Source organism: uncultured Chitinophaga sp. (genome assembly GCF_937898475.1).
Lineage (GTDB): Bacteria > Bacteroidota > Bacteroidia > Chitinophagales > Chitinophagaceae > Chitinophaga.
The window spans coordinates 145,082-158,203 of sequence record NZ_CALEJS010000033.1 but is presented as its reverse complement, the minus strand read 5'-3'; the positions used below and the strand labels follow the sequence as shown (position 1 = coordinate 158,203).

9 protein-coding genes are annotated in these 13,122 nt (G+C 52.0%); 5 read left to right on the top strand and 4 right to left on the bottom strand.

Annotated features, from left to right (window positions below):
• Positions 1-57 precede the first annotated feature (57 nt).
• From Q0577_RS20980 to Q0577_RS20970, 3 genes are read right to left on the bottom strand one after another with little or no spacing between them, the layout of a single operon-like run.
• The gene (locus tag Q0577_RS20980; RefSeq protein ID WP_298739870.1) at positions 58-2,436 is read right to left on the bottom strand and encodes a hypothetical protein; all 2,379 of its coding nucleotides are present in this window, start codon (positions 2,434-2,436) and stop codon (positions 58-60) included.
• 20 nt (positions 2,437-2,456) lie between these two features.
• Positions 2,457-3,194 carry a protein-L-isoaspartate(D-aspartate) O-methyltransferase gene (locus Q0577_RS20975; protein ID WP_298739867.1) on the bottom strand — a complete coding sequence of 246 codons (738 nt, stop codon included), beginning with the start codon at positions 3,192-3,194 and terminating at the stop codon, positions 2,457-2,459.
• Positions 3,194-4,906: a hypothetical protein gene (locus Q0577_RS20970; RefSeq protein WP_298739864.1), complete on the bottom strand. Its 1,713-nt coding sequence runs from the start codon at positions 4,904-4,906 to the stop codon at positions 3,194-3,196. Before Q0577_RS20970 ends, Q0577_RS20975 begins: the two co-directional genes overlap by 1 nt.
• Before the next feature lie 191 nt (positions 4,907-5,097).
• Between Q0577_RS20970 and Q0577_RS20965 the strand changes: the two genes are divergently transcribed.
• From Q0577_RS20965 to Q0577_RS20945, 5 genes are all read left to right on the top strand, one after another.
• A complete protein-coding gene (locus tag Q0577_RS20965; RefSeq protein ID WP_298739861.1) occupies positions 5,098-5,682 on the top strand; it encodes a hypothetical protein in 585 nt (194 codons plus the stop codon).
• 82 nt (positions 5,683-5,764) lie between these two features.
• Positions 5,765-6,508, top strand: coding sequence for a hypothetical protein (locus Q0577_RS20960; RefSeq protein WP_298739857.1), 744 nt, complete (start codon positions 5,765-5,767; stop codon positions 6,506-6,508).
• A 30-nt stretch (positions 6,509-6,538) separates the two neighbouring features.
• A complete protein-coding gene (locus Q0577_RS20955; protein ID WP_298739854.1) occupies positions 6,539-7,234 on the top strand; it encodes a DUF2461 domain-containing protein in 696 nt (231 codons plus the stop codon).
• Between the two features lie 52 nt (positions 7,235-7,286).
• On the top strand, positions 7,287-8,261 hold the full coding sequence (locus tag Q0577_RS20950; protein WP_298739852.1) for a DUF1080 domain-containing protein: 975 nt from the start codon (positions 7,287-7,289) through the stop codon (positions 8,259-8,261).
• Positions 8,262-8,408: 147 nt separating this feature from the next.
• Entirely contained in the window at positions 8,409-9,422 is a 1,014-nt protein-coding gene (locus tag Q0577_RS20945) for a DUF6528 family protein (protein WP_298739851.1), read from the top strand.
• A gap of 199 nt (positions 9,423-9,621) precedes the next feature.
• On the opposite strand, the gene Q0577_RS20940 is transcribed toward Q0577_RS20945, so the two are convergent.
• Entirely contained in the window at positions 9,622-13,047 is a 3,426-nt protein-coding gene (locus tag Q0577_RS20940) for a HEAT repeat domain-containing protein (RefSeq protein WP_298739849.1), read from the bottom strand.
• Between the last annotated feature and the right edge of the window lie 75 nt (positions 13,048-13,122).

Sequence of the window (13,122 nt, the reverse complement as noted above, 5' to 3'; positions counted from 1 at the left end):
AGCATTTTTATTTGGTGTAGGGTGTAGACCAAGAATATTGCCATTTTCTGTAAAGGCTTACCTATGGCTTTGTTGCAGGTTGCTGAAAGGCTTTTTCTGTCCGGTTCTGAACGATGATCGTCCGGAAGCGGACAACAGCGGCAGGATGACCAGGCCATATGCTGCGGCAGCGAGCATCATCACCCAGCTGAAGCCCAGCTCTATTGCAATGATACTGGCCAATCCCGTGCTGATCACCGACAGGCATCCGTTTACCCCCCAGGCCCAGGGTACTGCAGCTGCTTCCGTTCGGGCCACATAAGAAAGGCCGGCTGGAAAAGGTATACCCATCAGGAATGCCAGGGGCGCTATCAGCAATAGTACAATGAAAGCTTTAAAAAGTAAAGGCAGGTGCATGGTATTTTGCAGCAGCGGCGTTAACGCAGGCGCATATACCAGGAGCAAACCCGTAATGCAGATCAGCACTGCTATGAGCAGCTTTCGCGGTTGCATGAGGTAAGGCGATACATAACTGCCAAGGCCCGAGAAGATCAGCAGGGAAGTGATCACCGCTGCGGCGGCATATACAGGTGTGCCAAAGTACAGTATACAACGCTGGATCAATACCATTTCAACAAACATATAGCCGATGCCGCTGAAATAAACCAGGATACCCGGCAGGGCGGCGCTTTTCCATCCTTTTCTGAACAGCGGCACTATGATGAGGATGAAGGACAGCAGGATGATCTGCACAAAAGTAGCTATCAGCAGCAGGTAGCCCAGTTCAAGAAAAGGCAGTGACCGGTTGCCCAAAAAACCGGCTAAGCGTGGCAGGCGGGATAGTTTAATGAACTGCTGGAAATAAGGCTGGTTATCAGTAGCCGGACGGATGTTAAAATCATAATCGTTATAGAATCCGTTGCCGCCGGGGGATAATATACGGTTGATATAGTGAAACAGCAAAGTATCTTCCAGCTGGTTATACTGCGCGCGTTCCGATTCCAGCAGGCCGGGCAGGATAGCGGGATCAAACTGCATGTCTTCACAGAACTGCCGGACGGCGGCTATCTCTTTTGCTGTTAAAGGTGAACGTGTAACCGCAAAGGTGATAGTGCCCCAGCTTCTGACAGCGGCAATATGCTGACGCGGATCTGTAATGCCTGCGCTATACAGCATCTCCGTGATGGTGGCCAGCAGCTTCAGCGGATGGCGAAGCGGGTAGTCCATCCAGGCGCTTACACTGATGGCGCCATCGTGCCGCAGCCTGATCCACATTTCAAGGAAGGCTTCCCTGGTCAGTACAAACTGTTCCTGCAAGGCAAAGAGGCCTGCAGCTCCGCCAAAGGAGCCCGCAATGGGCAGCGTGATCAGGTCAAATTCTTCAGTGCCGGTTGACAGGAATGTGCGTGGTTCCAATGCAAGCGCGCGGACACCAGGGCCCCAGTCGTTTTGTAAGATGTTCAGCATAACGGCATTGGGCTCTACCGCGGTAATTTTTTCGGCACCATTGCTGCGGGCCTGTTGTATGTGGGCCCCGCCGCCGGCGCTTAGTACAAGCACTTCTTTACGCGGACCGATCACATACGGCAGTGCAAGGGTGGTATAGTTAAGGATACAGGAAGTATCTGCCTTGAGTACCGCGCCAAACCAGTCGCCATTTACAAAGGCCGCATAGTTCACATCGCCGGTAGTGGTAGCGTTCAGGCTTAAGCCTGGCGCATAGCGCAAGGCGGGCGAGGTGAGGGTTTGGATAAGTCCGCCGGGACTGTTCTTTTCCCGGGTGATCTTCGCCCCGGGCAGCAGCAGTGTTTTGCTAAGGTCTTTATATTGGGATAAGTGCAGGGGAGAAGGAAACATCCATTTCAGGCCGATAATGACGATGGCAGCCAGCACTATGAGGTATCGTCTTGGCAGGATCAGCCAGGCAGCCAGTACAGGCAGTATAGCCATGACCGTAGTGAGTTGCTGCGGACTCAGAATACCGACGCCCACCAGCGCCAGTATACCGCCCATGCCCGAGCCGGTTAGATTGGCGAAATACAGTTTGCTGATGCGCTCTGCATACGCCACAAACAGGAGGCCGATGGCCAGCGCACCCAGGAAAAAGGGAATGAAGAACAGCAGATAGTTCAGCAGCAGCAGTCCTGCCTGCTTTAAATCTGTGAAAAGCAGGTAAGCGTCAAAACGGATGGCCGGCGTTTGTGCAATACCGGTTACAAGGGCCATACCCAGTCCTGCGCCCATCATCAGCCAGAACAGCCAGGCAGTAAGATGGGCCAGCATTTTTTTACGGAAGATGGATAATACGGTGCCGGCTGTTCCGAAGCCCAGCAAGGCTACCGAAATTACCATGTAAGCGAAATGATACCATTGCACAATAGACAGCACTTGCATTAAAGCCAGCTGAAAAGCTATGATGGCAGCAGATAGCAGGCCAATAGACCAAAGTACCCTCATGGTTATACCGTTTGGTTGTCTTACTTCCTGGTAAAAGGGACAAACGAAACTGGCAACAGGCGTTTAGTGATGGCTTTACCATCTTTTTTGGTGACGAGCATCAGCCATTGTGTCTCAAAAGGAGAGCCTACCGGTAGGATCATTTTTCCATTCTCTTTGAGCTGTTCCAGCAGGGGTGGCGGGATATAGGCAGTGGCGGCAGTTACTACAATGGCATCGAAAGGGGCCTGTTCCTTCCAGCCATGATAGCCATCGCCTATCCTGACGGTAACATTGTTATATCCCAGTTGTTTTAATCTTTCGTTGGCGCTTTGTCCCAAAGGCGCAACGATCTCAATGGTATATACTGCTTTCACTATCCCGGACAGTATAGCGGCCTGGTAGCCCGAGCCGGTGCCTATTTCCAGCACTTTGAAGCCTGGCTGGGGGGTAATGGCCTGCGTCATGTAAGCAACGATGTAGGGCTGCGAGATCGTTTGTCCGTAGCCGATAGGGACGGGGCGGTCGCTGTAGGCGTAAGACCGCATGCTTTCGGGGACGAAGAGATGACGGGGTACAGCACGCATGGCCGCTAATACAGCTGGCGACCGGATCCCTTCTTTCCGGATCTGCTGCGTGACCATGGCGTTCCTGCTTTCCCGGTAGGCATCTTCCTGGAAGGGGGCGGCGCTCAGCGCCAGGGTCAGTATGGCGGTAGCGAGCTGCATCAGGACAAAGGTACGAATATGGGGCGTTTGAACGGTTGAACGTTTAAACATTACCTTCTCGCCAGTTTATACCCCTGTTTCTTCAGATACAATTTGGCGCTTTCCACTTCGGGGCGGCTGGAATTAGCCGTAATACCGGCCAGCTGCTGATAATACTGTTTAGCTTTGGCAGTATTGTTACACTTTTCGGCAGCGGCGCCGGCGCCGTACAGGCCGTTAAAACGGTTGGGGCGCGCTTTAAGGTTTGCTTCGTAGGCGGTGAGGGCTTCCTGAGGTTTGTTCATCTGCAATAGCATATCTCCCAGCAGTTCGCGGGCGGGAAGGATCTCGCCGGGTGTCACCGGCAGCTTCTGGATATTGTCTTCCAGGTCTGCTGCAGCGCGCATCAGCCGCAGCGCTGCTTCCTGTTTCTTTTCTTCTTTGAATAAAAGCCAGGCCTGGCAGGACTTGATCTGGATCAGCAGCTGGCTGGCCTTATAAGCGTCTTTCTGCGCCACGAAGGTATCATAGAGCAGCTGCAGTTGCCGCAGCTCCGTTCTGGCGGCATCATAACGGCCGGTGTTGGTGTTGCCCAGTGAGCGTGCATACCAGGTAATGGCCCGGGCCCAGGAATGCGCTTTCCAGGGAAAGCTGGCAGGACCAGGTGCCGGCAGTGCGGCGGCATCCTTCCAAAGACGGTTCTCCAGCGCATAACGGGCAGGAACGGCCGCCAGTGAATAGGCCACTTTAAAGCTGGCGGGATACACATTTGTGATGGCGGCAAGATAATCGCACTGTTCCTTTGCGCGCACGTTATCTCCCTTTTGCAGGTACGCGTATACCAGGTAATCTATCCCGTGCAGTTCTTCGTCCCAATGCCCTTTAATGCCCATATTCTCCCCGTAGCACCTGGCGGCGCTGGTAGCCGTGAGGTTGGATTGTATATCCTCTTCCCAGAGGCCCAGCCGTGTGAATATATGCGAAGGCATATGCTGTGCATGGGCAGAAGAAGGGGCCAGGGAGGCATAGCGTTTGGCCGCAGGCAGCGCCAGCTGCGCCAGTGGCGGATAATCGTAGCTGTGGATGATATAATGCACTACGCCCGGATGATCCGGCTTATAGCGATAGATGGCGGTTAAGAGCGCGCCCGCTTTTCGCTGCCTGCGAAAGGTGGTATCAGCGGGATTGGCGGCGCCGTTCAGCGCCAGTGCATAAAAGATGGCTGCTTCGGGGTCATCGGGATAATCCGCATACACTCTTTCCATGGCCTCTTCAAAGCGCTCACTGCGCGTGGTATGAGGGGTGATATCCCAGTTGTTATAAAATGCAGCCAGGGCATTGATATAGGCAGACTCACGGGCTGTTTTTTTAAGATCCTGTGCAATGGTGATCGCTTTAGCGCCTTTTTCCAGTTCTTCCTTTGTGGGAGGCGTCCAGAGCGGGTGGTAATTGCTCATAGCCACTCCCCAGTAAGCCATAGCGCATCCTGGTTCCTGGTCGATGATCCTGGCAAAGGCTTTTTCTGCTTCGTCATATTCGAAGGAGTGCAATAATGATACAGCGAGATTGAAGTCTTTCTGAGTTTTTTCAGCGCAGGAGGTCTTGAAGTTTACCTCGCCCAACTGTTTTTCGGGCGGGCCGCAGAGTATTATTTTTCCTCTCTTCAGATCGATAGCGCTGATCGCTTCGGTAGTAGGGATCCTGTTCTTATGTTGGCATGCTGCAATAAAGAAAACGCATAGGCCGGTGATGAACAGTAGTAAGTCCCATGGGAACTTTTTCATGTCGTGGCAATTTGCGGGGTAACTGTAAAAATAAATCAGCCAATTAATTTGGCTTTAGGCATAGATCTGTTCCGAAGTTAATATAAATTGACGGATTTTTGGTGTGCGGCAATGGTAAGATCCGCTGCTGTGGTATATTTTTATTTTTTTTAATTATGCTAATAGCTTATATTTTTAAAAAAGAAAGAAGGATGGCAAGTCATGTATTTTCCAGGTTAATGTTTTGTTTGCTGCTCCTGTTAAGCGCTGCCGGCGCTTCCGGGCAATCCACCCCGGCTGTTACGGATGTTTCCAATCACCTGCTGGACTGGCTCAAAAAGCTGAATACGAATTTTGACAAGTACTATACGCCTGAAAAAGGTCCGGATCTGAAAACACGGGTAGCCTTGCTGAAGGATGATCTCACCATCTATATGAAAGCCCGTAAGAAGTTGTCAGACAGCCTGTTCAGGAACAATATCGCCCCCGGGAAAAAGGACCCCGCCAACCTGGAGTCGCTCAAAACCAAAATGAGCACGGTAATGGGCCGTTTGCGGGATGTAACTGACCTCACCAATAAAGAGCTGCGGGTGGAGGGCGACAAGCTGAATGATGAGATCTACAACGCCCTTTACGGCGAACCGGCCCGCTATTTGTCTTACCTGGATGCATTTCTTGACGGGGCGGATGTTACCAAAAAGGACCTGGCAGTTGACGGCAGTGCAGTCTATGGCCGGTTTGAAGAATGTGTGAATAATCTTTCCGCGGTACAAAGCAGGATTGAGCACAGGATGTAGGCGTACGGCATCAGATATAATGAATTGTTAATATTTTTACTGCACTTGTATATATTTTTATCCTGTCTTAGATTGAGACGAAATGAGGCGCGCTATTCTGTTACAAAAGACAGTTATCATCATCCTTTTACTCCTGTTCCGGCTGGCAGCCAGCGGACAGGTGCAGGTGTATGGAACGGTATATGACCGTTCCGCCCGCTTTGGCATGGAAGGAGTAAGCGTGAAGACAAATTCAGGCGCCGGCGCCGTTACAGATTCCCTGGGGCGCTACAACTTATGGCTGCCCCTGGATGATTCCATCAGTTTTTCCTACCAGGGTAAGTCTACCCAGAAATTTGCCGTCAGGGAGCTGCGCCGCGGGCGTGCCTTTGACATGAGCATTCATGTAGACATTAAGACCCTGCCCACCGTGGAGGTGATTTCCAAACCGCATACCCACCAGCTGGACTCCATAGAGAACCGGAATGAATATCGCAAGTATTTCGATTTTGAGCGGGAATACCTCACCAGCAGCGGTATGGGAGCAGGGGTGAACCTTGACCTGCTCTTTGGCATGAAGAAGGTTAAAAGGATAGAGCAGTTCAGGCGGCGCCTGGAAGCGCAGGAACGCGATAAATATATTGATCACCGTTTTAACAGGGGCCTGGTAAAACGGATCACCGGTTTACAGGCGCAGGCGCTGGATACTTTTATGTTGCAGTACAGGCCCAGCTATGAGATGTTGTTATGGTTCGAGAACGATTACGAATACTACAAATACATCCGCGACGAAGGTCTGTACTTTTCAGAAATGTGGAGGCGCGAGCATCCGCTGCAGGGACAGTAAATTTATACACTCACAATATTACGAAAAGCAATGGGCAGGCAGACAGCAGCTGGAATACATTCCTCCAGCTTTGAGTTTTTAAAAGCATTAAAGCAAAACAACAATCGCGACTGGTTCAACGAGCATAAGGCACAATACCTGGCAGCGCTGGAAAACATGGAACACTTTGCAGACGCCTTACTTGCACAGCTCAGTACACATGATCTGATAGAGACACCATCGGGTAAGAAAAGCCTCTTCCGCATTTACCGCGATACCCGTTTCTCCAATGATAAAACGCCGTATAAAACACATTGGAGCGGAGTTTTTAAACGCGCTACCAAGCAACGGCGGGGAGGATACTATTTCCAGATAGAGCAGGGCAACAGCTTTATAGGCGGCGGTTTCTGGGCGCCGGTAACGCATGACCTGAAACGTATCAGGGATGATATTGCATTTGACGCTGCCCCGCTGCGCAAGATCCTGAAGAGTAAGTCGTTCACGTCTCTATTTGGATCGCTGGAAGGTGAGCAGCTGAAGAAAGTACCCAGGGGCTATGCGGCCGGTCATGAAGCGGCAGATCTTCTGAAATACAAACAGTTCTTACTGATCAGGCGATTTACAGATAAGGAGGTACTGGATGGCCAGTTTTTAAAAGAAGTGGGCCTGACCTTCAAAGGCATGCGCCCTTTCTTTGACTACATGAGCGAGGTGCTGTCTGCCGATGTGAATGGGTTGGCAGACTAAGAGATAAATGTTATCTTGTTTCGTTTGGAAGTTTAAAATACAACTACATCATATGCTTAGAAAATTCCTCGTATTTGGTATGAGTGCATTATTGCTGGCGGGCTCCGCCGGGGCAGTAGTGTTACCGGGGGCTGCTGCACAGGCAACGGCGCCGGCTGCAGATTATAAAGAGCTGATCGGCCGTTGGGACATTACCGTTGATGAGAACGGGAAAAGCGTTCCTTCCTGGCTGGAAGTGAAACTTTCAGGTACCCGCACCCTGGTGGGATATTTTGTAGCTGCTTCGGGTAGCGCCCGCCCGGTGGCCAAGGTGAATTTCAATAACGGCCAGTTCGATTTTACCATTCCGCCGCAATGGGAAAAAGGCGACCAGGATTTTGTGATCAAAGGTGCGCTGACAGAGGACGGTATAGCAGGAACGATGGTCACCAGCGAAGGCAAGGAATACAAATGGAAAGGCGTGAAGGCGCCCTATCTGAAAAGGACCGCTGCACCGGTGTGGGGCAAACCCATCAACCTGTTCAACGGTAAAGACCTCAGTGGCTGGAAAGCGGTAGGTAATACCAACCAGTGGATCGTAAAGGATGGCATCCTTATCAGCCCGCATTCCGGCGCTAACCTGATCTCCGAACAGACCTTCAATGATTTTAAGCTGCATGTGGAATTCAGGTACCAGAAGGGCAGCAATAGCGGCGTGTATTTAAGAGGCCGTTATGAATGCCAGATAGAGGACAGCGATAAAGATACCCATCCGTCTAACGTGTTGTTCAGCGGTATATACGGTTTCCTGGCGCCCAGCGAGATCAATGCACTGGGGCCCGATCAGTGGCAGACATATGACATCACGCTGGTGGGCCGTATGGTGACGGTTGTGGCAAATGGTAAAACGGTGATCAGCAACCAGGAGATACCCGGTATTACCGGCGGCGCTTTAGACAGCAACGAAGGAGCGCCCGGCCCTATCTATTTCCAGGGGGATCATGGTCCGATAGCGTTCAGAAAAGTAGTGATCACACCGGCTAAGTAAGCCGTATTGTGTTGACCATATTAAGCCCGCGGCCAGCCGCGGGTTTTTTATTTCTATTAACTTTTTATTATTAAATTACAGTAAGGCCGCTGCTTTCATGCAGATAGTCTTACTTTACCATTTATCCTTTATTCTAAAAAACACTCTATGAAACCTGTATTTGTAGCATTATCGCTGCTGTGGGCCCTTGCCTGCAGACAGGAAAACCTCCGTCCCGCTAACCCTGATCCCTCCAACACACAGACCGCTGATGTAAAGGCGAACATCGCCGCTGCTGCCACGCCCAGGGAGCTCATTATATGCGACCAGAAGAACGCCCGCATCATTATGGTAGATGTTGCTAATGGAAACGCTATCACCTGGGAGTGGAAAGCCACCGCTTCCTACGCTATGATCCGTTCCGGTGCGCAAGGCTGGTTTTCCAACCTGAGCGATGCCAAGCTGGTGTACAACGGTGCTTATGTACTGGCTACGGCCTCCGGCGGCGGCGTGGCGCTGATCAACGTCAGCTCTAAGAAAGCTATCTGGTATGATTACGCAGGCGGTAATACGCATTCTGCCGAACTGCTGCCTAATGGCAACATTGTTACCGCCTCCACCACCGGCGGTTACCTGATGATATTTACGACAGACAGCTACAGCAATGACCAGTCTGCACAAACAGCGCCCATCGCCTTTGAAGACGTGCATAATGTGGTTTGGGATCATGCCCGTCAGCAGTTGTATGCAGCCGGTAAGAATAAGCTGAAAGTATTTACCTACAACAACAGCTGTACTGCGCCAAAACTAACGCTGAAGGCTACCTATACCATGCCCGAAGGCAATGCACATGACCTGTTCCCGGTGCATGGCAGCACAACAGACTTGTGGCTGACCAACTCCGGGCATATATATAAGTTCAATGTAACAACGGGCGCGTTTACCCTGCAGAAAACCATCAGTGGTGTGAAATCAGTTAACTCTGGCCCGGCGGGTTATGAGACGATTATGGCGAGGGCTACGGGCGCAGGCGGGGAAACCTGGAGAACAGACCAGATTGTAGATATTGATGGCGCGGTGGTGTATAAGAATACTTCACTGGGATTATATAAGGCCCGCTGGAAACTGGTGAATACATTTAGTTACCCGGCGGGAGATAAGTTTCATGAGTGTACGCACTGAAAGGTTTGAAGTTAGTTGAAGGTTAAAATAAGGGTCTTCATCCTTCGTCATTGCGAGAAGAGCAGCGGAGCTATACGTACAGGACGACGAAGCAATCTTCTAACACTAATTTAAAATAATGACATTAGAAGATTGCTTCGGCCCGGCTTCCCGTTAACGCCCTGAGGGCCCCCGCAATGACGGGATTGGAGATCCTTTTTTAATTATCCTCCTTCAATGTTGCCAGAAAACTCACCACATCCCTGATCTCTTTCCTGGACAATATCGCCTTCATATCCGGCATGCTGGATGCCGCATATTTCTTTTCAACGATCTGCTCATTCGGGATCAGCTGCTCGGGTTCCAGGCCAATCTTCACTTTCAGGCCTGCTTTGCTTTCACCTTGCAGTATACCGGTAATGTTCTGTCCATCTTTCAGTTTCAGTGTCACCATTCCAAAACCGGGCGCCAGGCGTGCACTGGGAGAGATGAGCGCTTCCAGCAGCTGTTTGCGGGAAATGCGGTTGGCTACACCATTCAGCCGGGGACCAGCATTGCCGCCTTTATCGTCAATGGTATGGCAGCGGATGCATTGTGAGTTCTGGTTCTGGAAAAATATTTGTCTGCCCCTGTGCGGATCACCGCCTTCCAGGCTGCTGGTATAGGAAGCCAGCAGGGCATCGGGCGACAACTTACCGCTGATCTCCTTATACCGGGCGATCAGCTGCGGAGAGCGGCTGCTGTCTATCGCTTCACCCAGTTCCAGCAGGATGCCGGAGCTAAGCTGGTTGTTCGCCATTTTATTGAGCAGACCTTCCAGGGTGGACTGTGTTTCCGCTACAGGCAATTTGCCCAGCGTGAGCACGGCCGCCTGCTGTTCTTCTACGGAGCGGGTATTGATCACGTCTGCCAGCAGGCTTACCATGACTGCTTTTGAGATCGTCATTTTTTCCAGCAGATCGAGGCCGGCTACACGTACCTCTTTTTCTTTATCGGCCAGCGCCAGTTTGATGCCCTGTTCTGCCAAAGGATCCTGCAGGGCCACCAGCGCTTTCAGCGCTTCCACCCGCATGGCCGGTTCGCGGTCATTTTTCAATACGGCCAGCAGGGGAGCGGCCGCCTGCCTGATCTTCAGCTTATTTACTGCTTTGGCGGCGCTGAGCTTTACGGGCAGGGCTTTGCTTTGCAATAAGGCGGTCAGCGCTTCGCCTGATTTATTCACCAGTATGGCCGGGTCTCTTTCTATTACACCCCGGTAGCGGCCATCAACCCGGTCTGCTACAGATGGTTTGGCCCATCCGCTCAGGGCGTCAATGGCTTCTGCTCTCATCGCGGCGGGAGCGCTTTCCTGCTGTGCATATTGAATGAGGTTTTGCAGGGCAGCGTCGGTGCCTACACGAAGATTGGCATTGATAGCGCGCCTGAGCAGGGCTTCATTTTTAAAAGTAGTGGTGTTGAGTATATTGCCTAAAGCGGGCAATGCATCTTTAATAGAGAGATCATCGTTGATAGCGCGGGCAGCTTCTGTTACCACAAATTCATCCTTATCGTTCAGGAACTGCGCCACACCGGGATGCGCCATTCTCCTGAGGGCCACTACTGCGGCTATCCGCAGGGCGCGGGAAGGACTGGAGGATAATGCCACCACCGGATCTGCTTTACCGATGCGGCTTAAAGCCAGGGCGCCCGCATGACGGATGTAAGCGTCGTTATCATTTTCCGCTTCCAAAAAAGCAATGATAGGTTGAACGGCCGGTGCATATTTGATCCTTCCAAGCGCTTCCGCGGCAAAAAAACGGGCGCGGCTGCTGTTATCTTTCAACACGGGGATCAATGCAGGACCCGCTTCCTGGTACTTAATATCCCCCAGCCATTTAGCCGCCTGTGCGCGGATCTCCGGATCATTGTCTTTCAATACGGGTACCAGTGCGGCAGCGTATTGCTTATCCTGGCGGGCCAGCTGGCTGATACCCCAGATAGCGTGTACCCTTGCCAGTTGGTGAGTGGTTTGTTTGAGCGCCTGCAGGAAGATCTCGTTGCCTTTTGCCTGGCGTTTTACCAGCTCAAACTGGGCTTTCAGCCTCACGCGCATATCCGGATTGGAAAGGAGCTCGCCGAGTGCCGCTTCATTGCGTTGGGAGAAGTCGGCCGCCAGGAGCGCTTTTGTTGTTTTACGAACAGGATCCAGTGCGCCGGTACTATCGTCCAGCTTCCAGATGCGGCCGTAGTTATGAGTGCCCCAGCCATCGATCCAGTCGGCTACATACAGGGCGCCATCCGGTCCGAAATCCAGGCCGGTGGCAAGCACGCCGCCTAACACCTTTTTATGTTCACCCAGCTCAAAGGTGGCGCCTTTGGGCTGCAGGCGGAAGCTGTGAATACCGGAGTTGGAGGGATTGCCTACAAATTCGGCGATGAAGAAAGTGTTCTTATAAGCTTCGCCCAGGGCGGTGCCGGGGTTATACACCATACCGGCGGGACCGCTGACAAAGTTGCTGATGCAGGGAGTGATGTATGCTGCCTGTCCTTCAAAACGGGGCAGGTACATCTTTTCATCCATCCACACTTTATAGCTGTTATTCTCCGGGTCACGGTATTTACCGTATTGCCAGTTGCTGCGCCAGCCCTGATCGGAGCCGTTCACGATATATACCAGGCGTTCTTTTTCGCCGGGGTGATCACCGTCGTTATCTTCGCTGATCAGGTTACCGTATTCATCAAACACGAACTCGTGCGTATTGCGGATGCCGGAAGCAAATATTTCAAAGTCGCTCCCATCGGGGTTAGAGCGGGCGATGACGCCGCAGTTGGGATATTCCCATTTGGTGCCATCGGGCCCTTTGCCGTTGAAGCCAATGTCCCCGATCTGCCAGTAGATGCGGCCATCGGGCCCCATTTCAACACCAGACATGCCATGGCCGCTGAAGCCGATGTGGATGCCATAGCCGTGGGATATGGAGGTCTTTTCATCGGCAATGCCGTCTTTGTTCTTATCCTTTATCCGCCACAGATCGGGCGCTACTGCCAGATAGAGATCGTCGCCTTCGGCCAGTACGCCGCCTGCAACGTCGGTTACTTCGTCGTTAAAGTCTTCCACTACGTGCTGGGAAAGATCGGCCACTCCATCGCCGTTGATATCTTCCAGGCGGTACACATGTTCTTTTTCAATGGTCAGATCGCGCCAGTCGCGGGAGCTGTCGCCATTGAGGTCTTCCAGCCAGCCGTTCTTTTTGCTGTTTTCAGGAGAGAGTTCCTTGTGCAGGAAAGCGCGTCTTTCTTCCACGGTTTGCAGGGCGATGGAAGGGAGCTCCCAGTCGCGGTGCCCGCGTATATCAAATTCAGAGTTTTTCTGCCTGTCGGTAGTGGTGTAGTATAATCTGCCCTGGTTATCGATATCGATGGCGATGGGCGAGATCACCAGGGAGTCGATACCCCAGAGCTTCAGCGTCAGTCCGGGCGCCAGTGCAGGTTTTACCTGGGAGCCGATGGAATCCGCCAGCTGGGCGGTTTTGGCAGTATCCATCTGGTAGATTTTTTTGTCAGCCGTATCCGGTTGACCGCAGCCCGGCAGCAGGGCGGCGGGCGCCAATAGGGTGATCGCTAGCAAGGTGTTGATCCTTTCAGGCGAAGCAATCAGTCGTTTCATTGTAGAATTTAAATGGTTTCTGTTAGGCATGTTGATCAGGAAGGGGATAAGTTAGGTCAAAAATCCGCCAAATGC

Bases quoted from the DNA above. Each gene is read 5' to 3' on its own strand.
- Q0577_RS20980 (WP_298739870.1), bottom strand. From the start codon at position 2,436: ATGAGGGTACTTTGGTCTATTGGCCTGCTATCTGCTGCCATCATAGCT.
- Q0577_RS20975 (WP_298739867.1), bottom strand. From the start codon at position 3,194: ATGTTTAAACGTTCAACCGTTCAAACGCCCCATATTCGTACCTTTGTC.
- Q0577_RS20970 (WP_298739864.1), bottom strand. From the start codon at position 4,906: ATGAAAAAGTTCCCATGGGACTTACTACTGTTCATCACCGGCCTATGC.
- Q0577_RS20965 (WP_298739861.1), top strand. From the start codon at position 5,098: ATGGCAAGTCATGTATTTTCCAGGTTAATGTTTTGTTTGCTGCTCCTG.
- Q0577_RS20960 (WP_298739857.1), top strand. From the start codon at position 5,765: ATGAGGCGCGCTATTCTGTTACAAAAGACAGTTATCATCATCCTTTTA.
- Q0577_RS20955 (WP_298739854.1), top strand. From the start codon at position 6,539: ATGGGCAGGCAGACAGCAGCTGGAATACATTCCTCCAGCTTTGAGTTT.
- Q0577_RS20950 (WP_298739852.1), top strand. From the start codon at position 7,287: ATGCTTAGAAAATTCCTCGTATTTGGTATGAGTGCATTATTGCTGGCG.
- Q0577_RS20945 (WP_298739851.1), top strand. From the start codon at position 8,409: ATGAAACCTGTATTTGTAGCATTATCGCTGCTGTGGGCCCTTGCCTGC.
- Q0577_RS20940 (WP_298739849.1), bottom strand. From the start codon at position 13,047: ATGAAACGACTGATTGCTTCGCCTGAAAGGATCAACACCTTGCTAGCG.